Consider the following 25,574-nt stretch of genomic DNA (forward strand, 5'->3'; position numbering starts at 1 on the left):
TTCGTTCTCGGGGCCCACGGTTAGGTTCGGTGGCAGGCGGACGGAGGGTGCGGAGGGGGCGACGGAGCGCGGTGGTAAGGAGAAGGCGATGGGGGCCCTCAGAGCGGGCGCGTCGGGGCGACGTCACCGACGGGCGTCGCGTCCCGCCACACCCACTCGAACAGGTCGTTCCCGAACCGCACCGCGGTGTCGGAGTCGGCGACCAGTTCCGTACTCGGGTCGTACGACCCGTCCAGTCGCGGCAGCGAGAGGAACGTCGTTCCGTCGGCGACGGCGAGGGCGAACGACACGTCCGCGACGCGGACGGTGAGGTTCTCGGGGATGGGGACGTCGCCGTCGTCGTGCCGGCGAACCTCGTCGACGACGGCTTCGGTGACGAGGAGGCGGCCGGGTCTGTCCTCGCACACCTCCCGGAGCGTCTGTCCGAGGTCCGGGAAGTGGACCGGCGAGACGACGGCCACCTCCGCGGCGTTCCGGAGACTGTCGTGGATGAGCCGAATCGCGCCCGCCGGGTCCGTCTCGGAGACGCGAAACACGTCCAGCCCTTCCAGTTCGGACAGGCGGGCACGGAAGGGGTCGGGGAGCGCTCGGATGTCGTGGGTGCGCCAGTAGTCGAGGTCGGTCCACAACGTCGACTCCAACCGCCGCCGCCGTTCGACGGCGTCCGCGACGACGATTCCCACGCCGGTGAGTCGGAGTCGTTCGCCGTCGTCCACTTCGAGCACGCCGTGCTCTCGGAGGTCGTTCACCGCCGCGTAGACGCCCGACTCGCTGGCGTCGAGGGCGGAACAGAGCGCCCGGGTCGTCGCAGACTCTGCGGCGAGCGTCGTCACGACGGACTCGCGAGTGGTGGAACTCGTGACGTACTCGACGACCGGCGGTGCCCCGTCTTCGTTCACTCCTTCGAGTCGACGTGGTGCGAACCTAAACCCAACGGTGCGGCCTCGGTGACCGCAGGGGCCGAAGAGTTGCGGGGAAAAGGTGGGCGGCAGATGAGGTGCGCGTCGTCGACTGGCGGGGTCGACTTCGAGGGGTCTCACGTCCCACGGACGGACCTGCACGGGCACACGTCCGCTGGGACGTATCGTTCTGAGTGCGCATCCCACTTCAAAGTTTATCAATTCTGATAATAATTCTCCGGGAGAATTTCAAAGTTCCAGTCCAGCTTGAATCTCTCGCCCCGGCTGGAAGCAGGGGGTCGGGGCCGCGGGTTTCTGTCAGCACGACACGACAACCTCGAAACGCATTTACTGTGTGTCCCGGTATGTCGTGGCGTGGATAGAGACGCCGCCCGGACGCTCGCTCTCGCCCTCCTCGCCGTCCTCGCCCTCGGTGTCGCCGCGGCCACCATCGACACGGCCGTCACCGGCGGGTCCGGCGGCGTCGGAGGCGGGGTGGGTCCCGCGACTGGAATCGGACCGTCGGACGAGAGCGGTGTCGGCGTGGACGACACGGAAGGCGGCACGGGCACGTTCGGTTCGCTCTGCCTGCCCGCCCTGACGGAACCGGCGGCCATCGCGGCCATCCTCGCCGTCTTCGTCGGGCTCTTGGCCCTCGTCTACTACGACACCCGGTCGCTGTTCCCCGTCGCCGTCTTCGGCATCACGTTCGGTATCCCCGGCTACGTCTTCTGGGCGCTTCTCACCTCCTGCCGAGGGGTCGAGTTCTCCGGCACCGGTCTCGGCGCGAGCAACGGGACGTTCTCGTTGCCGCAGGGTGGCGGCGGCCTCCCGGGGGCCGGCGAGGGTCCGGTCTCCCCGCCGACGGCGATATTCGGCTTCATCCTCCTGCTGGCACTCCTCGGCGCCGTCGCCCTTCTGTTCGTCTCGACGGGCGACGACGAGGTGGCCGAACGCGAGACGGTCGACGACGACGACCCGGTGGACGTGCGCGAAATCGGCCGGGCCGCCGGCGCCGCCGCGGACCGCATCGAGGCCGACGCCGACGTGGAGAACGAGGTGTACCGCGCGTGGGCGGAGATGACCGCCCTCCTCGACATCCCGAACCCCCGGTCGAGTACGCCCGGCGAGTTCGCCTCGGCCGCCGTCGAGGCCGGGATGGACCGCGGCGACGTAGACGAACTGACGCACCTGTTCGAGGCGGTGCGGTACGGCGGCGAGTCGGCCACCGAGGACAGGGAGACGCGCGCCGTCACCGCCCTCAGGCGCATCGAATCGACCTACGGGGAGGGTGAGGACTCGTGAACACGGACGCCCTCACCGCGGCCGTCGGCGTCGTCGCCGTCCTCGGCGGCGTCGCCGGCCTCGCCGGCTTCGTCGTCCCCGGCCTGAGCGCGACGTTCGTGTTCGTCATCGTCGTCGGCGTCGTGGCGGGCGTGCAGGGCCTCCGCTACGCGCTCGGACGCCGGCACGTGGACTACCGCGCGACGGACACCGGCGACCCCGAACTCCGCTACCGCGTCCCGACGCCCGGCGACGACGTCGACCGACGGTTGTCCGAGCGCGGATGGCGCGCGTCGAACGTGACGGAACTCAAGACGCGCCTCCGCGAGGCGGCCGTCGAGACGCTCGTCCTCCACGACAACTGTTCGACCGACCGGGCCGAACGGCACCTCGAGGAGGGGACGTGGACGTCCGACCCCGTCGCGGCCCGCTACCTCGGCGCAGACGTCCCCCTCTCGCTCGTCGACCGGGTGCGACTGGTCGTGCGCGGGCAGTCGTCGACGTCGGCGCGCGCCGCGCGAACCATCGCGGCCATCGAAGCGGTTCACGACAGCGACGACGCCGTCGCGGAGGCGGGCCGATGAAGGGGTTCGACACGAACCGCTGGACCGGTATCGAGGGGGCGGCCCTCGTCGCCGGCGCCGTGGGCGTCGTCTTCCAGCGGCCGGCCCTCATCCTCGTCGCCGGCCTCGGCGTCGCCTACACCGGCTTCGCGTGGTTCACAGACGCGCCCGCCCCGACGCTCGAAGTCGTTCGCGAACTGTCGGAGTCGAACCCGGACACCGAGGAAGACGTGCGCGTGACCGTCACCGTCAGGAACGTCGGCGAGACGGCGCTGACGGACCTCAGACTGATAGACGGCGTCCCGCCGGCCCTCGAAGTGACCGACGGCTCGGCGCGCCTCGGAACGGCGCTTCGCCCCGGCAAGTCCGCGACGTTCTCGTACTCGGTCGAGGCCGTCCGCGGCGAACACGCGTGGGGACCGCTCGAAGCCGTGACCCGCAGTCCGAGCGCCGAGACGGAGCGCACCGAGGCCCTCGACGCCGAGTCGGAGACGGTGCTGCGCTGTGCACCGTCGCTCGAGGCCACCTCCGACCTTCCGCTGCGCGGCCTGACGACGCAGTACACGGGTCGCGTCGCGACGGACGTCGCCGGCGACGGACTGGAGTTCTACTCGACTCGCGAGTACCGCCGCGGCGACCCGCTGAACCGCATCGACTGGAACCGCCGCGCCCGGACCGGGAAGATGGCGACGCTGGAGTTCCGCGAGGAACGCGCGGCGACGGTGGTCCTCCTCGTGGACGCGCGGGCGGACGCCTACGTCGCCACCCACGAGGGCGACCAGAACGCCGTCGAGCGGAGCGTCGACGCCGCGACGCGCGCGTTCTCGTCGCTCCTCGACAGCGGCGACCGGGTGGGCGTGGCCGCCCTGTCGCCGCACGACTGCTGGCTCGCGCCGAGCACCGGCAGCGACCATCGCGCCCGCGCCCGCCAACTGTTCGCCACGAACCCCGCCCTCGCGCCGACGCCCTCGGACGACGCCTACTACCCAGTCGTCGCCGTGCGACGCCTCCGACGGCAGTTGCCGTCCGACGCGCAGGTGCTGTTCTTCTCGCCGATGGCCGACGACTTCGCCGTCGTCGCCGCGCGCCGCCTCGACGCCTACGGCCACCTCGTCACCGTCGTCAGCCCCGACTCGACGACGGACGACACGCCGGGGCACCGACTCGCGGGCGTCGAACGGGAGAACCGGCTGGCGCGACTCCGCCGGTCGGGGATTCGCGTCGTGGACTGGGGTGAAGGACCGCTGGCGACCGAACTCGCCCGCGCCGAACGGCGGTGGTCGCGATGACCGAGATAACCCGGCGCCCCGCCACCGCGGGCGTGTCGCTCTCGATGGTCGCCGCCACCGTCGGCTTCGTCGGCGTCGCGCTCGCGGCCGCCGGGGCCGCCGCACCCGCCGCCGTCGGCGTCGTCGTCCTCGCACTCGGCCTCTACCGAGGCTCTCGCCGGGTCGTCACGTTCGGCGCGTCGGCGCTGTTCGTCGGCATCCTCTACGCGGGCGTGCAGGGTGGGGCGGCAGAACCCCTCCTGCTCGCCGCGCTCGGCACCGTCGTCTCGTGGGACGCCGGCGAGTACGCCATCGGCGTCGGCGAGCAACTCGGTCGCGACGCGGACACGACGCGGTTGACGCTGGTCCACTCGGCGACGACGCTGCTCGTCGGCGTCGCCGGCGCCGCCGTCGTCTACGCCGTCTATCTCTCGGTCGGCGGGAGCCAACCGGTCGCCGCCCTCGTCCTCGTGCTCCTCGGGGCCATCGCGCTGGTGGCGGCCCTGCGCGGGCGGCGCGAGGAGGGCGGGACGGTCCGCGGTCACCGGCGGTAGGTTCGCCCTCGCCCGCCCGACTCAGAGCCCAGTTCGGCTCGGCTCCGTTCAGATCAGTTCGCGCTCGCCGGCGGCGTCGACAGTCGCGGCGAACACCGGCAACGCCGGCAGCACGGTCTCGACCGGCCCCGCGTTGAACTGCCGAAACAGCCCCTGCACGTCCGCCACCGTCTCCTCGTCGAACCCGACCCCAGTCAGGTCGTCGGGCGCGACGCGCGGTCGGTAGGGGGTCGCGTCCACGAACGACGAGACGAGGTCGTCGGTGCGTTCGAGCGCGTCCGCGAAGGCGTCGCGCTCCAGTCTCGGCTCCACGTCCGCCCACATGCGTTCGAAGAACGGCGGCCACTGCGCGAGCGTCCGGTAGATGCTCGGGAGCCCCCCGTCGAAGCCGTGGAACGACCGGACTCGGTCGACGGTGTCCGCGAGTTCGTCTGCGACGTCCGCGTCGTCGAGCAGTGTCGGCGCGCGCCCCCGGTCGCGGTCCAGCCAGTCGGGGAACGGCTCGGTCGCCGCCGACACCTCCCCCGGTTCGTGTCCGACCGGGTCGCCGTGGAGCGCCCTGTCCATCGTCTCGAACAGCACCGCCAACCGCGGCGCGACCACGTCGTAGGTGGCGAGTTGTCCGCGGAGTTCGCGGGCGGCGGCGGGGTCGAGACCCGTCTCGCTCGGCCGGTAGCGCGGAAGCGGGTCGTCGGGCGCGTCCATCGCGTCGAGGACGGCGTCCCGGTAGCGGACGGAGAGGCGAGCGAACGCCCGCGTCTGGAACACCGGCTTGACCTGTCCCCACGCGTAGCGGAGGAACCCCGGTTCGTTCGCCATCGTCGTCCGGAATATCCAGTTGACGATGGGCGCGCGGAACGTCCGCTGGACGTCGGCGTAGAGGCCTCGTTTCCAGCCCCGGGCGTCGAGTTCGTGGAGTTGCCGGTCGGTGTCCATGGTGCCCGATGGGACGGACGCCACGTATGACTGTCGCGGTCGCTACCGCGGACGCCCGGTCACTCCACGGTCGGCACTTCGACCCGTTCGAGCACGTCAGCGATCACGTCCTCCTTCGCCACGTCGTTCACCTGCGCGTCCGGCGTGAGGACGAGGCGGTGCGCGAGGACGGCCGGCGAGACGCGTTTCACGTCGTCCGGCGTGACGAACTCGCGGCCCGAGAGGACGGCGCGGGCGCGGGACGCCTCCAGCAGTCGCTGGGTCCCGCGCGGGGAGACGCCCACCTCGACCCGTCTGTCCGTGCGCGTCGCCCGCGCCACGTCGGCCATGTAGCGCAGCAGGTCCTCGTCCACGCGCACGTCCTCGGGGACGACGCGCACGTCGAGTACCTCTTCGCGGGTCAGCACCGACCCGACGCTCGGACTGCGCGCCTCCCGGCCGACGCGGCGTCGCAGGAGTTCGACTTCGCCGTCGGTGTCGGGGTAGCCGATACTCGTCTTGACGACGAAGCGGTCTATCTGCGCCTCGGGGAGGGGGAACGTGCCCTCGCTCTCGACGGGGTTCTGCGTGGCGATGACGACGAACGGCTTCGGGAGTTCGTGCGTCTCGCCGTCCACCGTCACCTGTCCCTCCTCCATCGCCTCCAGCAACGCCGCCTGCGTCTTCGGTGGCGCGCGGTTTATCTCGTCGGCGAGGACGACGTTGGCGAAGATTGGCCCCTCGGAGAACTCGAAGGACTTCTCGCGCTCGTTGAAGATGTTCGTGCCGGTCACGTCGGAGGGGAGGAGGTCCGGCGTGAACTGCACGCGGGAGAAGGAGAGGCCGAGGGCGGTGGCGACCGACCGTGCGCTCAGGGTCTTCCCGGTGCCGGGGACGTCTTCGAGGAGGACGTGGCCGCGGGCGAGGACGCCGAGCATGATGCGCTCGAGGAACTCCTGCTCGGCGATGACGGCCTTCGAAACCTCTGCGAGGACGCTGCTACACGCCTCGTTCGCTTCGGGGATGTCCATACCAGCCCTCGGGGCGGCATGGGACTTAGTAATCTGGGTCACATCGCCGTGGTCCACCGAAATCGAAACCGATTAAACGCGGCGTCTCCCAACAGCGTATGCAAGCCGAGGTAGCCTAGCCCGGCCAAGGCGGTAGATTCGAAATCTACTGTCCATTCGGACACGTGAGTTCAAATCTCACCCTCGGCGCCTTTTCACAGACTCACCCGGCGAGCGACGCGTCTCGTCGCGCCGCGATGCGCGTGAGCGTCGCGCGAGTCCGCCGTCGACGTGACGTTCAGACGGGACTCCGGGCGCGCAGTCCCGACCGGTCGGTGGTGACGCGTTTCGGGCACAGGAAATATGACGATGAAACTACAACTGTGGATGGGTGCCTCCCCACAGGCACCCACCTACCGCGTCCGGTACGCGGCGTTCGACCGTCTCCCGACTACCCTCTGCGGCAGTCCTCCGCCCCGACCCGAGACTGACTGATGTTCGGAACACACACGACGACGCGACGAGGTGACGCGCGGTGAACGACCGGTACGACCCCGACGAACTCGACAAGGACGACGCGTTCGAACTCGCGACGACGGAACGGCGACGACACCTCCTCAGAGTCCTCTCTGAAGAGGGGCGAACGCCGCTCGGAGAACTCGTGGACGCCATCGTCACCGAGGTGCACGCCGACCCGTCGCACGACGGCGCCGGCCTCCCCCACGAGAGCGTCCGTATCTCGCTTCTCCACACCGACCTCCCCAAACTCGTCGCCGAAGACGTGGTCGTCTACGACGAGAGCGACGGCGCCGTCGCGCCGGGCGAGAACATCGACGACCTGGACCCACTCGTTTGACGAAAACTCTCTGCGCTAGGAGCGCTTAGAGAGTTCTCGATGAGTCTCCTACCCGGCAGTGAATACCTTTCACCGACCAGAACTGGACGATATCTACCCACGAACCCGGATCGTATCCGTACTGGCGGTTCTTCGTATTCACGATGGCAGTTCCTCGGATTGTCAGCGAGAGCGACCTCTCCGCCACAAGTGACAATTGAGCTAAATTATTTGCCGTTCAAACTCGAGGACCGGAGCAGGGGACGTAAATGACTGACAATACCACACATGGGGAGCCGACGCGACGACTCAGTCGTCGAACCGTTCTGCGGGCGACGGCAGCATCGGGAATCGGGACGCTCGCGCTCTCGTCGACGGCGAGCGCAGAGGGGGCGAAACTCGCGCAGGTCAACTTCTGCGGCTGTAGCGAGGTGTGCGTCGTCCGCGAGAACGACAACGGTGACGAGTCGTTCGGGAACAACGAGGACGACGAGGCCGACAGCATGGGTCCGATAACGGTCATCCGGGCCCGGGAAACCGGCGACGGATGGGAGTTCGACAACGTCATCTACTCGACGACGGGATACTTCTGCGACGACAGCGGCGAGGACGGCTGGAAGATTATCGGCGTCTACACCGGAAGCGAGGCGCCGTTCCCCTCGAATCCGACCTGTTTCGTCTGCAATCCGAACCAGTGCGCTCGGAAGGCGCTCGACGCCTACTTGGAGGAGGCACTGGCTATCTGCGTGAACGGCGACCCGGCGTCGTTCGGGCGGTTCAGCCACTCCTGTAACGGAAAGCCGTACCGGTTCCACGTCGTTCGCGGACGCTGCGGTACCCCGGGGAAGGACCCCAAAGGCCGGAAGAAGTCAGCGGACGAGGATCAGAATGGCGATACTGACAACGGCAATCGGGGCGGCCGAAAACGGGGCAAGAACCGCGGCCGCGGCAACTCGTGACGAAGCGACCGACGGAACCGGCCGGTAAATCCGACGTCGTCGGCTAGGACTGCGCTGCCTCACCTTTCCTGTTCGTTCGTACCGAACGGTATAGGCCCCGCTCTTCTGCGCGGAGACGCCCTCTCGTTCACGAACTCGGCCGGGGGGATTGAGACCACGCTCGAGGGGGGTGACGGACCGAGTTTCCCGAGATTATGTATAGATTCTGAATAAGGTACATCCCCATTCAGCCCCGACTACAGACAACAGATGTCTTCGATACAGCCCGCACGGCAACCGCGGCGGACACCCATCGTCGCACTCCTCGCAGGCGTCGCCGCCGTCGCCGGGTCGTACGCGACGGCCGGGTTCACCCCCGCGTTCGTCGTCGCGCCCGTCGAGGCGTTCCTGACGCGGACGGTCCCCGACGCGGTACTCCGGTTCGCCGTCACCACCCTCGGGACGTTCGCCGGCATCGACCACTTCGGCCAGTTGCTCAACCTCGCGCTGGCCGTCGGTCTCGCGACGGCGACGCTCTCGGCCGTCTCGTTCGTCGCCCTCGTCGCGGCCCGTCGGTTCGGCGGCCGGTCCGCGTCCGCCCGACTCGCGTCGGTGGGTCTGGTCGGCGCAGCCACGTGGGCGACCACGGCCCTGCTCACGGGTCGCCCGACGCTCTCGCTCGCGGCGGGTCTCGGCGGGGCCGCCGTCGTCGCCGTGGCGGAACTCGCCGCCGCGACGGGCGGGTCGGCCGCCGGTGCCGACTCGACGGCGGCCGACCGGCGGCGTCTGCTCGGCGGCGTGGCGACGACGTTCGGCGTGGGCGTCGTCGGTTACCTGCTCGGGTCGTCGTCGGACTCCGCCGACACCGCGGCGTCGGTGAGCACCGACTCCGCACCGGCGGACGCGGAGGCGGTCGAATCGGGTTCGTCGGCCGAACGGACCGCCGCCGACGAGGTATCCGAGGAACCGTCGGTGGTCGACCGCTACCTCGCCGAGGCCGAACGCCGGTCGCTCGACGTGGCGGGGTTGGAGGGACTCGTCAGCACCGACTTCTATCAGGTCGACATCAGCAACGTGGACCCGAACCTCCGGGCCGACCAGTGGTCGCTCTCGGTGACCGGGAGCGTCGAACGCCCCCTGTCGTACACCTACGACGAGTTGACCGCGATGGGAACCGAACACCGGTTCGTCACGCTCCGGTGCGTCAGCGACCCCGTCGACGGGAAACTGATGGACACCGACCTCTGGACGGGCGTCCCCATCTCGCGCATCTTAGAGGAGGTGAACCCGCAGGGAAGTCACGTCATGCTCCGCGCGGCGGACGGCTACTTCGAGGAGTTCCCCGTGGAGGCGCTGACGGAGGGGTTCCTCGCCTACGGGAAGGGTGGCGGACCGCTCCCCCGCGGGCACGGCCACCCCGTCAGAGCGCTCATCCCCGGTCACTGGGGGGAGATAAACGTCAAGTGGGTCACCGAGATGGAGATTCTGGACGGCCCCGAGAAGGGCTTCTGGGAGCGGCGAGGCTGGCACGGCACCGGCCCGGTCAACACCGTCGCCAAGCTCTCGGCCAGCGAGCGACTTGACGGCCGGCGACGGGTGGGCGGCCACGCCTACGCCGGCACGCGCGGCATCGAACGCGTCGAAGTCTCCGTCGACGGCGGCGAGACGTGGGCCGACGCGACGCTGTCGGACCGCCTCCCCGCCGGCACCGACGAGTCCGGCGAGGCGGCCGAAGACGCGTGGCGGCAGTGGACGTACACCTACGACGACCCCGGCCGCGAGCACACCGTCGTCGTCCGCGCCACCGACGGCACCGGCGCGGTCCAACCGCGCGAGGAGGAGGGCCCCTATCCCAGCGGTGCCACCGGGTGGGCGTCGAAGACGTTCCCGAAGTAGCGCGGGCGCGTCGCCGACCCGACTCGAAGGCCGGTCCGACGCCGTCCTGCGGTTTCACTTTCACTCCACTAGGATTGCCTACTTATCCGTTCTCGCGAATGTATCGGTATGAACGCGCTCGCCGTCGAGCGAACCGACGAACGGACAGGGCAGACACGCCGAATCGAGGTCACCGAGTTCCGAACCGCACGCGTCGTCGAGTACGCCCGGACGCGGTTCGCCGGCGACGCGGACGTCCACTTCGAACGGCGGGCGGGAACGACGACGCTCGTCGCCGACGAACGTCGATAAGAAGGGAGCCGAGGGCGGAGCGGTTACCGCTCGGACTGCTGCCGCTTCGACGGTCACCGCGCCGACGGCCGACGCCTCAGTCGTCCGCGTGCGGCGGCGACTCGGCCGTGTCGTCCGGTTCGCCGTCGGCGGCGACGAGGAGTCGGTCGAGGGCCTCGACCATCGCCTCGACGCTGCAGCGAGTGATGTCCGAGTCGCTGGTCGCCACGGTGACCGAGCGGTCGCCGTAGGACATCTCCACCTCGACGGTGACGACGGCGTCCGTGCCGCCGGTGATGGCGTCCACGTGGTAAGAGTCCAGTTGCGCGTCGGCGTCGGGGCCGAGCGCAGAGCGCACCGCCTCGACGGCGGCGTCCACCGGACCGCTCCCGGTGCCCGACGCGACGCGTTCGTCGTCGTTCACGCGGAGGCGAACGGACGCTGTCGGCGTTCCGCCGCCCGACGCGGCCGTGAGGTCGAGGAGTTCGACCCGCCGGTCGCGGTCCCGCCCCTGTACGTCCTCGGCGATGGCGAGGAGGTCGGCGTCCGTGACGCGCTTGCCCCGGTCGCCGACGTTCTTCACGCGTTGGACGACGGCCGCGAGTTCGTCGTCGTCCACCTCCACGTCGTGTTCGTCGAGGGCCGCCGCGACGCCCGCGCGTCCGGCGTGTTTTCCGAGGACGAGGCGACGCTCCCGCCCCACCGTCTCCGGCGAGTAGGGTTCGTACATCGCGTCGTCCTTCAGCGTCCCGTCGGTGTGGATGCCGCTCTCGTGCGTGAAGGCGTTCTCGCCCACGACCGCCTTGTTCGGCGGGAGGGGGACGCCCGTCGCGTGGGACACCTTCTGCGCCAGCGCGTAGAGTTCGTCGAGTTTCGCCGTCTCGACGCCGTAGCAGTGCGAGAGCGCTATCGCCACCTCTTCGAGGGCGACGTTGCCGGCGCGTTCGCCGATGCCGTTGACCGTGCCGTGGACCATGTCGGCCCCGGCGGCGAGACTGGCGTAGACGTTCGTCATCGCCAGTCCGAGGTCGTCGTGCGTGTGCGTCGACACCGGACCGAGTTCGGCCAGCGCGGAGACGTACTCGTACGTCGTCTCGGGACTCGCGTGGCCGACGGTGTCGGCGTAACACGACCGGTCGGCGCCGGCGTCGAGCGCGGCCGACGCGATGTCGACGAGGAAGTCGAGGTCCGCGCGGGACCCGTCCTCGCCGATGACCTCGACCCACAGGTCGTGATCCTTCGCGTAGGCGACGAGGTCGCCGGTCGTCTCGACCACCTCGTCGCGCGTCGTGCCGACCTTGCCCTCGACGTGCTTGTCGCTGGCGGGGACGACGATGGTGACGCCGTCCACGTCGCAGTCGAGTGCGAGGTCCACGTCGCGCTTGACGCCGCGGGCGAAACTGGTTATCGTCGCGTCCAGACCGAGGTCGGTGACGCGACGGATGGTCTCGCGTTCGCCCTGCCCGGTGCAGGCGCTCCCGGCCTCGATGTACGGGACGTTCGCCCGGTCGAGGGCGCGCGCGATGTCCGCCTTCTCCTCCGGCGAGAGCGAGATACCCGGCGCTTGCTCGCCGTCGCGGAGCGTCGTATCTAACAGCTGTACGGTGTCGTCAGAATCCAGAACGGATGCGAGGGGTGTGTTGGGGTTACCCCCGAATAAATCGACCACGAGTCATGTGCTCACACGCACCCTTACCGCGGACGGACTTAAAATGGACCTTCATGACAGATTTCGCCGTCGGACCGGAACCGCCCCGTCACTCGACGACGCGGACGGTGTCGCCGCGTTCGACGCCGTCGGCCGCGCCGGCGGGCAGTTCGACGATGCGGTCCGCGAGCCCGAACCCGATTCCCGTCCACCCCGAGAGTCGCTTCTTCTTCGTCACTTCCTCGCCGACCAGCCAGAGGGCGTCGATGTCGAACGGGACGAACAGCATGTGGAGGCTCCGCCTGTCCACGTCGTCGAACTCGAAGACGAGGGCGTAGTCGTCCGGAATCCGGCGGCGGAACATCAGTCCGCGCGACTTCGACAGGAACGAGTCTGCGACTTCCACGTCGCTGGCGATGGTTCGGGGCTTGCCGTCCCGACGGTGTTCGACGTGCACGACGGGCCGTCACCCGGTGACCACATAAAGTCAACGCGCCCGGTGACGGTCGCTGCCGGTCCGCGGATTGAAGGCCGACGGCGCGCAAGGCGGGTCATGGAGGAGACGCCCACGGGAACCCCCGTCGGCGTGGACGACCCGTACGACCACGCTGGCGTCTGCGACCACCTCACGGGCGACGGCCGGTGTCGCTTCGCCCTCGACCGGGCCGGCGACGACCCGTCGTTCGCGGCCGACCGCCGCGCCGCCGACTACGACTGCGTCGCCGCCGACTACGACTGCGTCGCCGCCGACGAGGACTGCGAGTTCCGCGACTGCCCGCACTACCGTTCGACGACCGACGGCCGCGAGTGCGTCCGGTGCGGACTGGAGGAAGTCCGCATGGCCCACGAGGGGGGTGCGCGGCCCCTCCTCGAAGAACACCACCTGTCGTACGGGGGCGGGAGCGACCGGACCGAGGGGTCGGAGCCGAGCCACGAGATAACCGTCGCGCTCTGCCGGTGGTGTCACACGAAGGTCCACAAGTCGTTCGCGCGCGTCGACGACGACGCCTCGCCGGACCCCGAGGCGTTCGCCGCGCGCGAGGAGCGACGCTCCCGCGAACAGGCGGAGTTCGGCTTCAGTTCGGCCGCCGAGCGATTCGACGACGGCTGAGGCGGGAGACGGCGTTTCTCACGTTTCGAGCGTCGCCAGCAGTCCGGCCGCGGCGGCGTCGACCACGACCACGACCCAGTAGCTACACACCCGGTAGAGGAGGGCGACGGCCGCCGCGGCGCTGACCGGGACGCCCGCGGTGGCGGCCAGTCCGGCGGTGACGGCGACTTCGATGCCGCCCGACCCGCCGGGCAGGGGCGACCAGCCGACGAGTCCCGACGCGGGCGCGACGAACAGCGCGGCCCCGAAGGGGACGGCGACGTCGAGGGCGGCGGCGGCGACGGCCAGCGAGGTGCCGAACGCCACCCAGCCGAGGGCGGCGAAGACGGCGGCGAACGCGACGCGCCGCCGGTTCTCCGCCACCGCGTCCAGCGTCGCGAAGTAGCTCTCGATGCGCCGGCCGACGGCGTCGGGGTGGAGGTGTCGCTCGGCGGTCGACAGTCCGAGTCGCGCCGCGAGTCGGTGGCCGACGCCGACGACGCTCACCACCGCCCGTTCGAGCAGGGCGCGCCGACGCGTCACGAGGACGACGACGCCGCCGGCGACGAAGACGGCGCCCGTGAGGCCAGCGACGAACGTCCGCACGTCGCCGAACCCGGACCCGAGGACGAGGAGGAGCAGCCCCGTTCCGGACACCGTCACCGCCGAGAGGAGGTTCAGCAGGTCCGCGACGGTGACGGCCGCCAGCGCCTCCTCGTACTCCAACTCGAACGGCCGGGAGACGGCGTAGCTGATTATCGCGGAGCCGCTCAGCCGACCCATCGGGAGAATCTGCCGCGCGAAGTCCCCCGAGAGGTAGGCGAGTCGGTAGCGGAGCCCCCCGACCGGTTTCGTCGTCGTCAGGGCGTGACGGAGCGACTCGCCCCACGCGGAGATGGCGGCGACGCCGGCGACGCTCCCGACGGCGACCAGTCCGAGGTCGGCGCGGGCGACGGCGACGACCACCTCCCGGCCGCCGGTCAACCGGACGAAGACGGCGAGGACGACGACTGCGAGGGCGATGCCGACCGCGGCGCGGACGGCGGGTCTGACACGCGTGCGAGAATGCGGGGGCTCCACGTCCGGTCGAACGGGGGCGAGGGACTTCAGTCCGATGTCACGGGGCCGGGGGCCCCCGCCGACGTTCGGTCGCGCACTCGCTCTCGTCCGTCCGCGGACCCGTCGCCGCCACCGACGAACCCGTTCCCGTCCGGTCGCGACCCCCGTGTCGCCGGTCAGTCGGCCGATTCGCCCTCCGTTCGTTCCGTCGCCGCGTTCCGGACGCTTTTTGACCGCCTCCCGACTACGACGCAGTAACTGATGACTCGCATCGTCGTCATCGACAACCACGGTCAGTTCACGCACCTCGAACACCGGGCGCTCCGTGACCTCGGTATCGAGACCGAACTCGTGGACAACGACACGCCGCCCGAGGAGATAGACGCAGACGGCATCGTCCTCTCGGGCGGACCCGACATGGACCGCATCGGCAACTGCCCCGACTACCTCGAGTTGGACGTGCCCGTCCTCGGCATCTGCCTCGGCATGCAGATAATCGCCGCCGAACTCGGCGGCCGCGTCGGATCGGGCGAGTACGGCGGCTACGCCGACGTGAGCGTCGACATCCTCGACGAGGACGACCCGCTCGTCGGGTCGCTCGCCCCCGAAACCCGCGTCTGGGCGAGTCACGCGGACGAGGTGAAGGAGGTTCCGGACGGCTTCACCCACACCGCTCGCTCCGACGTGTGCGACGTCGAGGCGATGAGCGACACCGACCGCGACCTGTACGGCGTCCAGTGGCACCCGGAAGTCGCTCACACCGAGGAGGGCGAGGAAGTGTTCGAGAACTTCCTCGACATCTGCACCGCCTGAACGCACGGGTTTTTAGATATCTCCAACTGTCTCTCTCGACTATGACTGCCACTCAGAGCGATTTGGCGGGGCTGTCGCGGTTCATCTTCCGCGCGCCGAGCTGGTACACCAGCCTCGCCTTCGCAGTCCTCATCGCGGCGATGGCCGGCGTCGCCGCGTTCGATTCCGGCGAGTCGATGCGGACGTGGCGCGGCCTGTTCTTCCTCGGAAAGGACGCCTGGGAGGGCATCTTCTTCATCGGCGTGCCGACCGTCGTCGCCGCGTTCGGCACCTCCGGCGTGGACCGCTTCGTCGGCGGGACGCTCACGCCGAACCGGTCGTCGCTGCTCGCACTCGTCTGCGAGGTACTCATCGTCGCCATCGTCACCCTCGCGGCCATCGTCTCGGTGTTCACCGGCCTCGGTCAGCGGTTCGTCTTCGACGCCCTCGTCGTCGCCCTCGCGTCGGTGTTCGCCTTCCGACTCCTCGTCGTGATGGCCGTCTCGCGGTCCTCGCTGCTCGTCGCGGCGATACCGGCGAGCATCCAGACGCTCGCGGCGGCGGTGTTACTGTTCATCTACAGCGGGACGCTCACCTTCATGTCCGTGGGCGGACCCATCCTCGACGCCTACCTGATTCCGTACCTCGCGCGCGCGGACCACGCCCCGTCGGAACTCTCGACCGTCTCGCCGGACCACTTCCTCCTCCTCGGCCTGACGTGCGCCGTCTACGCCTTCGGCGTCTACGTGTTCATCGTCGTCGTGGACCGCCCGTGGCGCAGAAGCCTCGGCGTCTCGGTCCTCGACTTCCTCCGCGGGTTCGTCGGCCACATCGCCGAGGGGACCGACGAGCTAGAGGAGTTCTTCGAGCAACTCGGCGAGAAGGCCATCGTCCCCGTCACCGTCCTCGCGTTCCGGTCCAGCGTCGGCGAGAAGGCCCGCTTCATCCTCCCGATGATACACCCCGGGCCGATGGGCGAAATCGGCGGCGGCAACTTCCCGGAACGCGTCGCCACCCGCTCGGACGGGCTGGCGTTCCCCCCGCACGCCACCGCCGGCCACGACTTCAACCTCGTCACCGAACGCGAAGTCGACACCATCCTCGAAGCCGCGGACGCCGCGTACGACAGAATCGAGTACGGGTCGGAGGCGACCCAGAGCGTGCAGGTGCAGTCGGGCGAGGCGAAGATGCTGGGGCAGGCGTTCGGCGACGACGCCCTCCTTGTCTCGACGTACGCGCCCGAGTTCGCCGACGACGTGGAGTACGCCGTCGGCCTCTCGGCGGCGGCGGAGGCGCGGACGGCCGGACTCGACGACGTCCTCCTCGTCGACGCCCACAACAGCAACAACGGACTCGACGGCCCGGACCTCGGCCACGTCACGCCGGGGTCCAAGCGGTCGTTCGACATGATAACCGCCGCCGGCCTCGCGGGCGAACACCTCTCGGCGGCCGCCCGCGGCGACCTCTCGATGGGCGTCGCGTGGGACCGGACGGAGTGGGAACCGACCGACGGCATCGGACCCCTCGGCATCCGCGTCGCCGTCACCGAAGTCGCCGGCCAGCGGACGGCGTACGTCCTCGTCGACGGGAACAACATGGAACCCGGCCTCCGGGACGCCATCGTCGCGGACCTGACCGAGGGCGAGGAGTCGCTCGTCGACGTGGCCGAGGCGATGACGACGGACACCCACATCGTCAACACCGTCGAGGCGGACAACCAGGTCGGCGCGGCCATCGACCAGGGGGAACTCCGCCGCCTCGTCGCGGACCTCACCCGGGAGGCGGTACGCGACGTCGAACCCGTCGAGGCGGGGATGGCCGTCGAGCGAACCGAGGTGACCGTGTTCGGCAACGACCGGACCGAGACGCTCGCCAGTCACGCCAACGCCGTCGTCGCCATGGGCGGCGCGTTCGCCGTCTCCATCATCCTCGCGGCGATGGCGGTGAGCGTCCTCATCTTCCTGTTCGCCTGACCGAGGGCCGCCGCCGGTCCGCGCCCGCCGCGTCCGTCCGCGCGCCGCGGCACCAACAGACCCAATACCGATACGGAGAGACTTCTTTCCGATGCGCTCACGCGACGAGAGAGGTGGACCGTGATAGCCGACCAGTTCTCGGCCCTGTTCGGGACGAACCCGGTGGTCCACGGACTCGTCGGCGGACTGGTCATCGCCGGACTCAACCTGCTCGGGGCGTCGCTCGTGTTCGTCTGGCGGAACCCCTCCGACCGGGCGATGGACGGTGCCCTCGGCTTCGCCGCCGGCGTGATGCTCGCCGCGAGTTTCACGAGCCTCATCATCCCGGGCATCGAGACGTACTCGAACGGCAACCCGCTCCCGGTGCTGTTCGGCGTGGCGCTCGGCGCTCTGTTCTTGGACCGGTCGGACGTGCTCGTCCCGCACGCGCACTTCCTGCTCTCGGGGCGCCGGCGCGCGGACGCGGCGAACCCCGGCGATGACCTCCCGGTGGACGACGAACGACTCGCCGGCGTCGTCCTGTTTATCCTCGCCATCACGCTCCACAACATGCCCGAGGGGCTGGCCGTCGGCGTCGGCTTCGGCAGCGGGGACCTCTCGACGGCGATTCCGCTGATGCTCGCCATCGGCATCCAGAACATCCCCGAGGGGCTGGCCGTATCGGTTGCGGCCATCAACGCCGGGCTGGACAAGCGGTTCTACGCCGTCTTCGCCGGCGTTCGCTCGGGCGTGGTCGAGATTCCGCTCGCCGTCCTCGGCGCGTACGCGGTGCAGACGGTGTCGACGCTGCTCCCGTACGCGATGGGCTTCGCCGCCGGCGCCATGCTGTTCGTCATCAGCGACGAAATCGTCCCGGAGACGCACACGAAGGGCCACGAACGCGTCGCGACGCTCGGCACCATCTTCGGCGCCATCGTGATGCTCTACCTCGACATCTCGCTCGGCTGACCGCCGCCGTCGGCCGCGCTCACGGTGAATCTATTACTGGCTGTGGCGCGTCTATCCGTTATGTACGACGCCATCCTCTTTCCGACCGACGGGTCTGCGGGGGCGACTCGGGCGTTCGACCACGCCCTGGAACTGGCCGAAGACCAGGAGGCGACGCTCCACGTCCTCCACGTCGTGGACGTGCTCTCGCCCGGGGCGTCCCTCCACGAGACGATACGCGAGCGCATGGTCGAGCGAGGGGGGAGCCTCGTCGAGACGCTCGCGGCGGAGGGGCGAGAGCGCGGCGTCACCGTCGAGACGGCGGTCCGCGAGGGCGACCCGGCGGCCACCATCGTCGACTACGCGTCGTCGGAGGGCGTCGACGTCGTCGTCATGCCGACGCACGGCCGCCGCGAACTGACGAAGGCGGTCCTCGGGAGCGTGACCGACAAAGTCGTCAGGACGGGCGACGTGCCGGTGCTGGTCGCCACCTTCGAGGACTGAACGACCGCTCTGTGGTCCTTGGCGCTCGTTTCGCCGACGCTGACGACGCCCGCTCTTCCGGTACCGCCCGCAGACGGGACGCTCAGGTCTCGATGACCACGCGGTCGGTGTAGCGACAGCTCGGACAGACGTGCTCGTACGTTATCTCGCTGCCCGTCGTCGCCGCCGTCCACCGGCCCTCGGTGTCGACGTGTCCACAGGCCGAACAGCGCATTCGCGTCCGCTCGTAGTGCCCGCGAAGTCGGTCCAGCGGCGTGTCTCCGATGCCACTCCTGATTGCCATACGGTATCATATGGCAACCAAATTGATAACGATTCCTCACGGAAGCGTGAACGAAAGAGAAGACGCGGGTTACGCCGCGTCGGTGTCACCAGACTCGGTCTGGTGGCCCGCAGAGTCGCTCTCTGCGGTATCGGCATCGGCGTCTGCGTCGGCGTCCGCGTCGTCGGCGAACAGTTCGTCGACGGCGTCCCGTGCGGTCCGCGCCGCCTCGTCGGCCACGTCCTCGGCGTCGGCGTCCGCGTCGTCGGGCGCGTTGACGTAGACGTCCACTTCGAGGATTCCCTCCTCGAACGTGACCGTCACGTCGAAGTCCGTGACCTCGGACTGCTTGTAGCGGGCGAAGATGACGCCTTCGGCCGCTTCTGCGGCCGTCTCGACGACCGTCTCGTCCGTCGGCATTCGCTTACGCGCCGCCTGCGCCGCCGGGGCCCATCGGACCGCCGCCCGCGCCGCCCTGCAGCATCTGCTGGAGTTCGCTCTGGAGACTCTCGAACTGCTCCTGCACGCGCTCTTCCTGTTTCTGGAGCTGTTCGACGCGCACTTCGAGGCTCTCGACCTTCTCGCTGAGGTCGTCGTGGGCCGTCTCGTAGTCCGTCTCGACGAGGAGTTCGCCGACTTCGCGGTACATGACGGTGTCCTCGTCGATGTCCTCGAGGGCGTCGAGTGCCGTCTCGGACTCGGTGAGCGTCGACTCGGCGGACTGCTTCTGCGCGGCCACCTGCTGTGCCGTCTCCTGAAGGTCCTGCAGTTCTTCGAGCTTCTCCTGCGCTTCTGGCGGCAAATTACCCTGCATACCCAGACCCATGTGACCCGGACTGAAAAAGACCAGTATTCTCCCCGCGCCGTGTCAGTCGCCGAAATCAGGCCGCACAGTCCGCGACGCGTTCGGCGACGCCGACGAGACGGGTCCACGTGTTCACGCCCGCGCGGAGGGCGACGAGGTCCGCCGCGGCCACGGTGACGCGGACGGTTCGCCCGTCGCGTTCGACGCGCACGGCCGACCGGTCGTCGGCTATCGCGCCCTCCTCGACGCGGACGCTCTCGGCGACGGTCCGTGCGCGTCGCTCGTCGGGGTAGGTGAACGCGAGGGTGACGTCGTGTCGGCGGTCCATCCGCGAGAACGGGGGGGTCGCTATTCGACCGGGACTTCCTTGACGGTCGGTGCGCGCTCCTTCAGGAGCACACGGTGGCCGCAGTAGGGACACCGCACGCCGCCGTACTCGTCGAGTTCGACGTCGCGCTTACACCGAGAACACTTGTAGCTCATCGTTTAGGGGTTGTCGTCGGGCGTGATGTCTCTTACGCGCTCTCCTCGCCGTCGTCGCTCGAGAGAGCGGCGCGGATGGAGCGGCGGACCTGCTTGCCACCGGGCGTCTCGGGGCGGTACGTCCCGCCCGTGAACTTCTCGCCCGTCTCCTCGTTCATCCAGATGCCGGTGCCGACGCGGGTGACGGAGTCGCCGTCCACCTTCGCGTCGCGCATGTCGGCCTCTATCTCTTTCACACGTCGTCGGGCGACGCGTCCGTAGCGCGCACCGAAGCGCCCGGCACTCCCAGTCTTCCGTGCCTTCTGTTCGGCCATAGTATCGCGTCGTAGCCCCGGTACCGGGATAAAGCCTGCGAGTCGGACTCGGAGCGTGCGTCGGTGTGGCACGGGTCGAGACGGCCCTCGTCGGCCTCTCGTCGCACCGCCGCCCCGTCGGTCACTCCTGCAACTCCGCCTCGCGCAACGCCTCGTTCAGGTCGTCGCGGACGAACTCGCCCGTCTCGGTGTCCATCGCGGTGGTGACGATGCGGTTCTCCTGGACGCTCGACCCGTCGCGCAGGAGGAGGCGGACGTTGCCGTTGCGGTCCGCGCGCGTCACCTTCGCGCGGAGGCTCTTCTGCGACCCCATCCCGCCGGCGTCGATGGGGCCCGGGATTATCTTCTTCACGTGCGGGTGGTCGGCGACGACGCCGATGGCGCGCCTGCCCTCTCGGTCGCCGATGAGCGTCGAGTGCGTCCCGCCCATCTTCTCTCTCGGCGGCGTCTCCACGACTTCCAGCGAGCGTTCGCCGCGCCGTTCGAGGACGCGTCTGACGGGCTCCTCGCCGGCGACGCGGTAGAACTCGTGGTGCAACTGCGCGCGCGTCTCCCTGAGCACGTCTCTGTCGCCCGCGGCGTACACCTCCTCGGGTCGCTTCCGTCGAATCTCGTCGGCGACGAGGCCGGCGAAGTTCCGGAGTTCGACCACCATCGCCTCGTCGTCCTCTTCGGGGATGGTCGTCACCGTCGTCGTCCCCACCACCTCCTCGCCGTCCAGCATCGTCAGTTCCGCTCTGTCGCGTTCGAAGGCGGCGACGACGGTGTCGCAGTTGGCGGTGTTGCACGTCAGACAGTAGTCTCCCGGCTTCTCCAACGGCGTGCCGCACCGCCCGCAGTCCATGTGCGAGAGCAGGCGACGGCCGCATAAAAGCCGACTGTTCGACTCGGCACCCGCGCCGACCGAGGGAGAAACGCTTTCAGGGTCGACGGGGAGTCTCGAACGATGACCGGTCGCCGCCCCGTCACGTTCGCCCTCCTCGCCCTCCTCGTCGCGCCCCTCCTCCTCGGCGTCGGCCCCGCCCCCGCCGCGGCGTCGAGTCCGCCGGAGGCGACACCGTTCTGCGAGCGGTCGCTGACTCGGTCGCTCACGTACTCGCTGCCGAACGCGACGGTCGAATCGACCACCGCGCACGCGACGGTGGTGAACGGCACGGCCGCGGACTGGCGCGTGAACGCGACGTTCCGGAACCGCTCGACGGTGACCCGACTCCGCGGCGACGAGTCGCTCCGACGCCGGGTCGTCGCGGACGCCTCCGGCACCGTCTCGCCGGCGAACGTGACCGTCGCCGCCGCCGGACCCCGGACGCTGGCGTTCCGGTTCCGAACCGACGACTTCGCCGCCCGGACGCCCGGTGGCCTGCTTCGAGTCGACTACTTCCACGTTCGCGGCAGCGAGTTCCGAACCCTCTCCTGCGACCGACTGACGCTCGTCGGCCCGCCCGAGACGACGCTGTCGAACCGGCCGACGGAGACTCGGACGACGGTCCGGTCGACGGGGAACCGCGTCGTCGTCACCGACACCGCCGACTACCGCCCGGCGTCGTTCTTCGTGTTCGCGCCCGACGGGACGCCGCCCCTCCTGCGCGACGGACTCACCGCCGCCGCACTCGCCCTCGCCGTCTCCGGCACCGTCGCGGGGAACCTCGCGTTCGTGGTCTGCGTCCCGACGGCCGTCCTCGCGGCCGGGTTCGTCTCGGTCCACCGCCTGTTCGGGTCGCTCCCCCGTTCGGGCCTCCGCGCCCGCGCCCGCGAACTCGGGCTGACCGTCCTCGGCCTCGTCGTCGTCGGCGTCGTACCGACGGCGCTACTCCTGTTCTTCGACCAGTCGGCGCTCCTCGTCGCCGTCCCCGGACTCGCCGTCGCGGGGGCGGCCGTCGTCGTCGGCCCGTGGACGCACTCCTCGCGGGCGTCGCTCGTCCCCGTCGTCGCCGGCGTCGCCGCGGCCGGTGTCGCCGCCGGCGTCGGCACCCTCCTCGGACTGCTCGCCCTCCGGACCGGGGTGGCGACGACGCTCGCCCTCGCGGCCGTCTTCGCGGGGTATCCGCTCGGCGTCGCGGCGTCGTCGGGCCGCCCCGCGCGGCGTCCGACCGCCCTCGCCGCACTCGCCTTCGGCCTCGCGGCCGCCACGTACCTCCCGCTCACCGTCGCGGGCGGGTCGCTGTACGCCGTCGCCGTCGTCTTCGTCGCCCTCGTCGCGTTCGGCCTCGCCGTCGCCGCCGTCCCGTTCGCCCTCGTCGGTGTCGGGAGCGTCGGGCGATAGGGCGGCGGTCGGGGGCCGAGGATGGGTCGGCGGTCGGAGCAGGCCGCCGGTTGCGGACGCGGCGGCCCGCTCAGAGGTCCTGCGGCGTCGTCTTCAGGTACTCCCGCAGGAGCACCGTCGCGTACGACCCCGACGGGAGCGAGAAGGAGAGTTCGTAGGCGTCGTCGTCGGCGTCCACCGCCGTCTCCACGTCCGTCCGGAGGAGGACCGCCCGGCGCGTCCCCGAGGAGTCGAACTCGCCCGGCAGGTCGAAGTCCGACGGGGCGAGGTCCAACTCGTCCAGCACGGCGCGTTCGACCTCGCCCGCCTCCCCCTCGGCCAACTCGGTGTCGGTGCCGACGAGGGGCGCGGTGACGAACGCGCGGCCGCGTTCGCAGTGGCGGGCCATCACCTCGACGCGGCGGCCCGTCGCCACCTGCGTCCGGTCGGGGTCGGCGCGGGACAGTCTCTCGGGTGCGTCCCGGTCGGCGAAGCAGACGACGTCGCCCTCGACGGGGCGGGTGAGCGGCAGGCCGCGTTCGAGGCGTTCCGAGAGGATGCGGTTGAACGCGTACGACTGCGCGGCGTTGACGAACAGTCGCTGGAGGTTCCGGGGGACGGCTTCGAGGGCGTGCCGCCAGTCGTCGTCCGTCTCGTCGCCCTCGTCGGCGAGTCGGTGCAGCATCGACCGTTCGTAGCGCAGGCGGTGCGGCATCTCGTCGAGGGCGGCGTGCCAGTCGGGGTCCGGCGAGTCGGCCTGTTCGTCGACGAACCGGCGGGCCGCCTGCGTCCCCTCGGGTTCGGCGTCGGCGGGGTTGCCGACGTACGAGAGCACCGCCTCGCGCCATTCGCCGCGGACGACGTGCAGGCCCACCTCGTGCGTGACCGGGCGGCGACTGCCGAACCGCTGGTGGCCGAAGTAGTTCGGGACGGCCACCGGGACGGGGCCGTCGGTCGCTGTGTCGCCGTCGGCGTCGCCCTCGCCGCCCACCGGTTCCTCGCCCGTCAGGAACGCCCCCAACTCGGCGGTGACGGCCGCGGCGTTCTCCGGGGCGTCGGCGTCGCGGACGCGCACGTCGAAGTCGTTGCCCGCGAGGTCACCGAAGCCCAGGTCGCGGCCGATGCGGCCGACGACTTCGACGTCGGCGTCCGAGATGTCGGGGACGGCCTCGGGCGAGACGTCGCGCACCGAGAACAACTGCGTCGTGACGGCGTACTTGTCCTTCGTGCCGGCCCACGCGACGCGCTCTCTGCTGACGCCGAGGGCGTCCGAGAGGCGGCGCGCGAAGTCGTTCGTGTCCCACCCGCGGAGCGTCACGCGGAGGAGCAGGTTCGGGTAGTCGCCGGGGTCTTCGTCCACGTCGACGGAGTCCATCGCCTCCACCTCGCGCACCCGGAAGTCCTCCGGGGCGACCCGGAGGCGGCCGCCCGTCCCCTCCGCGTCGCTGACGTAGTGGTCGATACCGACGCGCCGTTCGAGTGAGTGTGCGTCGCGCATGTCGGTCGTGGTCTGTCCGGCGTTCTCGCCGCGCGGGTAAGCCCTCTCCGGTTCGGCCGTCACGCGGACGCGGATTGTCACGCGGACGCGGATTCGCCGCCGCCGTCGCCCGTCACTCCGGCGGTGTTCCGCCGTTCACGCCGGTAATCTCGAAGCGCGCACCGCCGGACTCGCTCTCGGCGGCGACGACGTTCCAGTCGTGGGCGTCCGCTATCTCGGCGACGATGTTGAGTCCGAACCCCGTCCCGTCGTCGGCCGTGGAGTAGCCGTACTCGAACACGTCGTCGCGTTCTTCGGCGGGGATGCCCGGTCCGTCGTCGGCGACGGCGAACCCGTCCGGCAGGGGGTCGACGGTGACGGTCACGTCGTCGCCCCCGTGACGGGTGGCGTTGCTGAACAGGTTCTCCAGCAGGCGGCGGACGCGCTGTCTGTCGCCCTCGACGGTCCCCAACTCCCCGTCCGCGGCGAGCGTCGCCGCCTCGGCGGTCACCGTGTTCCACGCCTCCGCGACGACGTCGCCGAGAGGGAACCGCTCGGGGTCGGTGACGTACTTGCCCTCCCGCGTGAGCGTCAGGACGTCGTCGATTATCTCGGCCATCCGGTCGGTGAGGTCTTCGACCGTATCGACGTACTCGTTGTCACAGCCCTCGACCTCGCGGAGGAGCGTCAACTGCGCCATCGCGGCGTTCAGCGGGTTCTTCAGGTCGTGGCTGAGGACGCTCGCGAACCGTTCGAGTTTCTCCTCGCGGCGCTTCCGGCGCGTGATGTCGCGGGCGACGCCCACCGCGCCGCCGAACGACCCGTCCTCGTTCGGCGGCAACAGCGCCATGTGCGACTCGATGGTCCGTTCGCTGCCGTCCTCGCGGGTGATGGTGCCTTCGAGTCGAATCGACTCCTCCTCGGAGTCGACGAGGTCGTGAATCGCCTCGAGGTGCTCCATCGACTGGTCCCCGGAAGCGGCCACCTCCCGCGGATGCGACCCGAGCAACTCCTCGCGCGAGTGTCCCGTGAGTCGAAGCGTCGCGTCGTTCACGTAGTCTATCTCGTCGTTCTCGTCGAACGTGAACACCGGGTCGGAGATGAGCGAGATGAGGCGGTCGCGCCGTTCGAGTTCGAGTTCGCGCACCTTTCGCTCGGTGATGTCGCGGACGACGTTCACGAGGACGGGCCGCCCGTCGAGTTCGGTCCGCGAGATGTTTATCTCGGTCCAGAATTCGCTGCCGTCGGCGCGTTCGGCCTTCCACTCGAAACTCGTCTCTCCCGTCTCGCGCGCCTCCGAAATCAGTTCCTTCGCCCGCCCTTCGGTGTACTTCGGCGGACCCGCGCTGTAGTCGGCGATGGAGAGTTCGCGGAACTCCGCGGGCGTGTAGCCGTACATCTCCTCGACGGCACCGCTGACTGCGAGCGTTTCGCCGGTCTCCGCGTCTCGGACCGTGATGACGTCGTTGACGTTCTCCAGCACCTGGAGAAGCGTCTGGCCCGTCTCGGAGGCGGCGAAGTCGTCCATCGTCGGCACATCGGCAGTCACCCGATGTAAGTCGTTCG

At 69.8% G+C, this 25,574-nt stretch carries 28 protein-coding genes, 1 tRNA gene and 1 pseudogene; 15 read left to right on the top strand and 15 right to left on the bottom strand.

Going from position 1 to position 25,574, the window contains the following annotated elements; translation table 11 throughout:
* Window positions 1-98 precede the first annotated feature (98 nt).
* Window positions 99-899, bottom strand: a complete 801-nt coding sequence (locus tag BM310_RS04240; RefSeq protein ID WP_089804921.1) for a helix-turn-helix transcriptional regulator — start codon at window positions 897-899, stop codon at window positions 99-101.
* 375 nt (window positions 900-1,274) lie between these two features.
* Here BM310_RS04240 and BM310_RS04245 point away from each other — a divergent pair, with 375 nt between their 5' ends.
* Genes BM310_RS04245 through BM310_RS04260 form a run of 4 tightly spaced genes read left to right on the top strand, consistent with a single transcriptional unit; the run spans window position 1,275 to window position 4,568 of the window.
* Window positions 1,275-2,204, top strand: coding sequence for a DUF4129 domain-containing protein (locus tag BM310_RS04245; RefSeq protein ID WP_089804923.1), 930 nt, complete (start codon window positions 1,275-1,277; stop codon window positions 2,202-2,204).
* Entirely contained in the window at window positions 2,201-2,767 is a 567-nt protein-coding gene (locus BM310_RS04250) for a DUF7269 family protein (RefSeq protein WP_089804925.1), read from the top strand. Before BM310_RS04245 ends, BM310_RS04250 begins: the two co-directional genes overlap by 4 nt.
* Window positions 2,764-4,035, top strand: a complete 1,272-nt coding sequence (locus tag BM310_RS04255) for a DUF58 domain-containing protein (protein ID WP_089804927.1) — start codon at window positions 2,764-2,766, stop codon at window positions 4,033-4,035. Before BM310_RS04250 ends, BM310_RS04255 begins: the two co-directional genes overlap by 4 nt.
* Entirely contained in the window at window positions 4,032-4,568 is a 537-nt protein-coding gene (locus tag BM310_RS04260) for a DUF7519 family protein (RefSeq protein ID WP_089804929.1), read from the top strand. Before BM310_RS04255 ends, BM310_RS04260 begins: the two co-directional genes overlap by 4 nt.
* Before the next feature lie 48 nt (window positions 4,569-4,616).
* On the opposite strand, the gene BM310_RS04265 is transcribed toward BM310_RS04260, so the two are convergent.
* Window positions 4,617-5,504: a halocarboxylic acid dehydrogenase DehI family protein gene (locus BM310_RS04265; protein ID WP_089804931.1), complete on the bottom strand. Its 888-nt coding sequence runs from the start codon at window positions 5,502-5,504 to the stop codon at window positions 4,617-4,619.
* Between the two features lie 59 nt (window positions 5,505-5,563).
* On the bottom strand, window positions 5,564-6,514 hold the full coding sequence (locus tag BM310_RS04270) for an AAA family ATPase (RefSeq protein WP_089804934.1): 951 nt from the start codon (window positions 6,512-6,514) through the stop codon (window positions 5,564-5,566).
* Window positions 6,515-6,618: 104 nt separating this feature from the next.
* Here BM310_RS04270 and BM310_RS04275 point away from each other — a divergent pair.
* The 5 genes from BM310_RS04275 to BM310_RS04295 all read left to right on the top strand — a co-directional run bounded on the left by BM310_RS04275 (window position 6,619) and on the right by BM310_RS04295 (window position 10,453).
* A tRNA-Ser gene (locus BM310_RS04275) sits at window positions 6,619-6,703 on the top strand.
* Window positions 6,704-7,028: 325 nt separating this feature from the next.
* On the top strand, window positions 7,029-7,349 hold the full coding sequence (locus tag BM310_RS04280; protein ID WP_089804936.1) for a DUF7344 domain-containing protein: 321 nt from the start codon (window positions 7,029-7,031) through the stop codon (window positions 7,347-7,349).
* Between the two features lie 248 nt (window positions 7,350-7,597).
* Window positions 7,598-8,287, top strand: a complete 690-nt coding sequence (locus tag BM310_RS04285) for a hypothetical protein (protein ID WP_089804938.1) — start codon at window positions 7,598-7,600, stop codon at window positions 8,285-8,287.
* A 249-nt stretch (window positions 8,288-8,536) separates the two neighbouring features.
* Window positions 8,537-10,162, top strand: coding sequence for a molybdopterin-dependent oxidoreductase (locus BM310_RS04290; RefSeq protein WP_089804940.1), 1,626 nt, complete (start codon window positions 8,537-8,539; stop codon window positions 10,160-10,162).
* Window positions 10,163-10,270: 108 nt separating this feature from the next.
* A complete protein-coding gene (locus tag BM310_RS04295; RefSeq protein WP_089804942.1) occupies window positions 10,271-10,453 on the top strand; it encodes a hypothetical protein in 183 nt (60 codons plus the stop codon).
* Window positions 10,454-10,529: 76 nt separating this feature from the next.
* Here the strand turns inward: BM310_RS04295 and BM310_RS04300 are convergent, their stop codons facing one another.
* Window positions 10,530-12,101: a (R)-citramalate synthase gene (locus tag BM310_RS04300; RefSeq protein ID WP_089804944.1), complete on the bottom strand. Its 1,572-nt coding sequence runs from the start codon at window positions 12,099-12,101 to the stop codon at window positions 10,530-10,532.
* Between the two features lie 88 nt (window positions 12,102-12,189).
* Window positions 12,190-12,537: a DUF192 domain-containing protein gene (locus tag BM310_RS04305; protein ID WP_089804945.1), complete on the bottom strand. Its 348-nt coding sequence runs from the start codon at window positions 12,535-12,537 to the stop codon at window positions 12,190-12,192.
* Between the two features lie 96 nt (window positions 12,538-12,633).
* On the opposite strand from BM310_RS04305, the gene BM310_RS04310 reads away from it, so the two are divergent.
* On the top strand, window positions 12,634-13,191 hold the full coding sequence (locus BM310_RS04310; protein ID WP_089804946.1) for a DUF7097 family protein: 558 nt from the start codon (window positions 12,634-12,636) through the stop codon (window positions 13,189-13,191).
* A gap of 18 nt (window positions 13,192-13,209) precedes the next feature.
* Here BM310_RS04310 and BM310_RS04315 read toward each other — a convergent pair whose 3' ends face one another.
* A complete protein-coding gene (locus BM310_RS04315) occupies window positions 13,210-14,250 on the bottom strand; it encodes a flippase-like domain-containing protein (protein ID WP_245778428.1) in 1,041 nt (346 codons plus the stop codon).
* 240 nt (window positions 14,251-14,490) lie between these two features.
* Here BM310_RS04315 and BM310_RS04320 point away from each other — a divergent pair, with 240 nt between their 5' ends.
* The 4 genes from BM310_RS04320 to BM310_RS04335 all read left to right on the top strand — a co-directional run bounded on the left by BM310_RS04320 (window position 14,491) and on the right by BM310_RS04335 (window position 18,425).
* Window positions 14,491-15,042 carry a GMP synthase subunit A gene (locus tag BM310_RS04320; protein ID WP_089807007.1) on the top strand — a complete coding sequence of 184 codons (552 nt, stop codon included), beginning with the start codon at window positions 14,491-14,493 and terminating at the stop codon, window positions 15,040-15,042.
* A 41-nt stretch (window positions 15,043-15,083) separates the two neighbouring features.
* Complete coding sequence (locus BM310_RS04325) at window positions 15,084-16,994, top strand: DUF2070 family protein (protein WP_089804948.1); 1,911 nt, start codon at window positions 15,084-15,086, stop codon at window positions 16,992-16,994.
* Window positions 16,995-17,114: 120 nt separating this feature from the next.
* Window positions 17,115-17,942, top strand: a complete 828-nt coding sequence (locus tag BM310_RS04330; RefSeq protein ID WP_089804949.1) for a ZIP family metal transporter — start codon at window positions 17,115-17,117, stop codon at window positions 17,940-17,942.
* A 60-nt stretch (window positions 17,943-18,002) separates the two neighbouring features.
* Complete coding sequence (locus BM310_RS04335; protein WP_089804951.1) at window positions 18,003-18,425, top strand: universal stress protein; 423 nt, start codon at window positions 18,003-18,005, stop codon at window positions 18,423-18,425.
* Window positions 18,426-18,507: 82 nt separating this feature from the next.
* On the opposite strand, the gene BM310_RS04340 is transcribed toward BM310_RS04335, so the two are convergent.
* The 7 genes and pseudogenes from BM310_RS04340 to BM310_RS04370 all read right to left on the bottom strand — a co-directional run bounded on the left by BM310_RS04340 (window position 18,508) and on the right by BM310_RS04370 (window position 21,133).
* On the bottom strand, window positions 18,508-18,708 hold the full coding sequence (locus tag BM310_RS04340) for an HVO_0649 family zinc finger protein (protein WP_089804954.1): 201 nt from the start codon (window positions 18,706-18,708) through the stop codon (window positions 18,508-18,510).
* 165 nt (window positions 18,709-18,873) lie between these two features.
* Window positions 18,874-19,107: pseudogene (locus BM310_RS04345) on the bottom strand (DUF3194 domain-containing protein); the annotation flags it as partial.
* A 4-nt stretch (window positions 19,108-19,111) separates the two neighbouring features.
* A complete protein-coding gene (locus BM310_RS04350; RefSeq protein WP_089804958.1) occupies window positions 19,112-19,501 on the bottom strand; it encodes a prefoldin subunit beta in 390 nt (129 codons plus the stop codon).
* Window positions 19,502-19,568: 67 nt separating this feature from the next.
* Entirely contained in the window at window positions 19,569-19,820 is a 252-nt protein-coding gene (locus tag BM310_RS04355) for a KEOPS complex subunit Pcc1 (protein ID WP_089804960.1), read from the bottom strand.
* 20 nt (window positions 19,821-19,840) lie between these two features.
* Window positions 19,841-19,975: a DNA-directed RNA polymerase subunit P gene (locus BM310_RS04360; protein WP_006056430.1), complete on the bottom strand. Its 135-nt coding sequence runs from the start codon at window positions 19,973-19,975 to the stop codon at window positions 19,841-19,843.
* Between the two features lie 32 nt (window positions 19,976-20,007).
* Window positions 20,008-20,289 (bottom strand): eL43 family ribosomal protein, encoded by a 282-nt coding sequence (locus tag BM310_RS04365; protein WP_089804962.1) that lies wholly within the window; start codon window positions 20,287-20,289, stop codon window positions 20,008-20,010.
* A 121-nt stretch (window positions 20,290-20,410) separates the two neighbouring features.
* Window positions 20,411-21,133 carry a DUF2103 domain-containing protein gene (locus BM310_RS04370; RefSeq protein ID WP_089804963.1) on the bottom strand — a complete coding sequence of 241 codons (723 nt, stop codon included), beginning with the start codon at window positions 21,131-21,133 and terminating at the stop codon, window positions 20,411-20,413.
* Between the two features lie 102 nt (window positions 21,134-21,235).
* Between BM310_RS04370 and BM310_RS21225 the strand changes: the two genes are divergently transcribed.
* Window positions 21,236-22,552, top strand: a complete 1,317-nt coding sequence (locus BM310_RS21225; RefSeq protein ID WP_089804964.1) for a hypothetical protein — start codon at window positions 21,236-21,238, stop codon at window positions 22,550-22,552.
* A gap of 70 nt (window positions 22,553-22,622) precedes the next feature.
* Here the strand turns inward: BM310_RS21225 and truD are convergent, their stop codons facing one another.
* Both truD and BM310_RS04385 read right to left on the bottom strand, forming a co-directional pair.
* The gene (truD, locus tag BM310_RS04380; RefSeq protein WP_089807008.1) at window positions 22,623-24,029 is read right to left on the bottom strand and encodes a tRNA pseudouridine(13) synthase TruD; all 1,407 of its coding nucleotides are present in this window, start codon (window positions 24,027-24,029) and stop codon (window positions 22,623-22,625) included.
* Window positions 24,030-24,141: 112 nt separating this feature from the next.
* A complete protein-coding gene (locus BM310_RS04385; protein ID WP_089804966.1) occupies window positions 24,142-25,536 on the bottom strand; it encodes a PAS domain-containing sensor histidine kinase in 1,395 nt (464 codons plus the stop codon).
* Window positions 25,537-25,574: the final 38 nt, after the last annotated feature.

The organism is Halogeometricum rufum (assembly GCF_900112175.1).
Classification (GTDB): domain Archaea; phylum Halobacteriota; class Halobacteria; order Halobacteriales; family Haloferacaceae; genus Halogeometricum; species Halogeometricum rufum.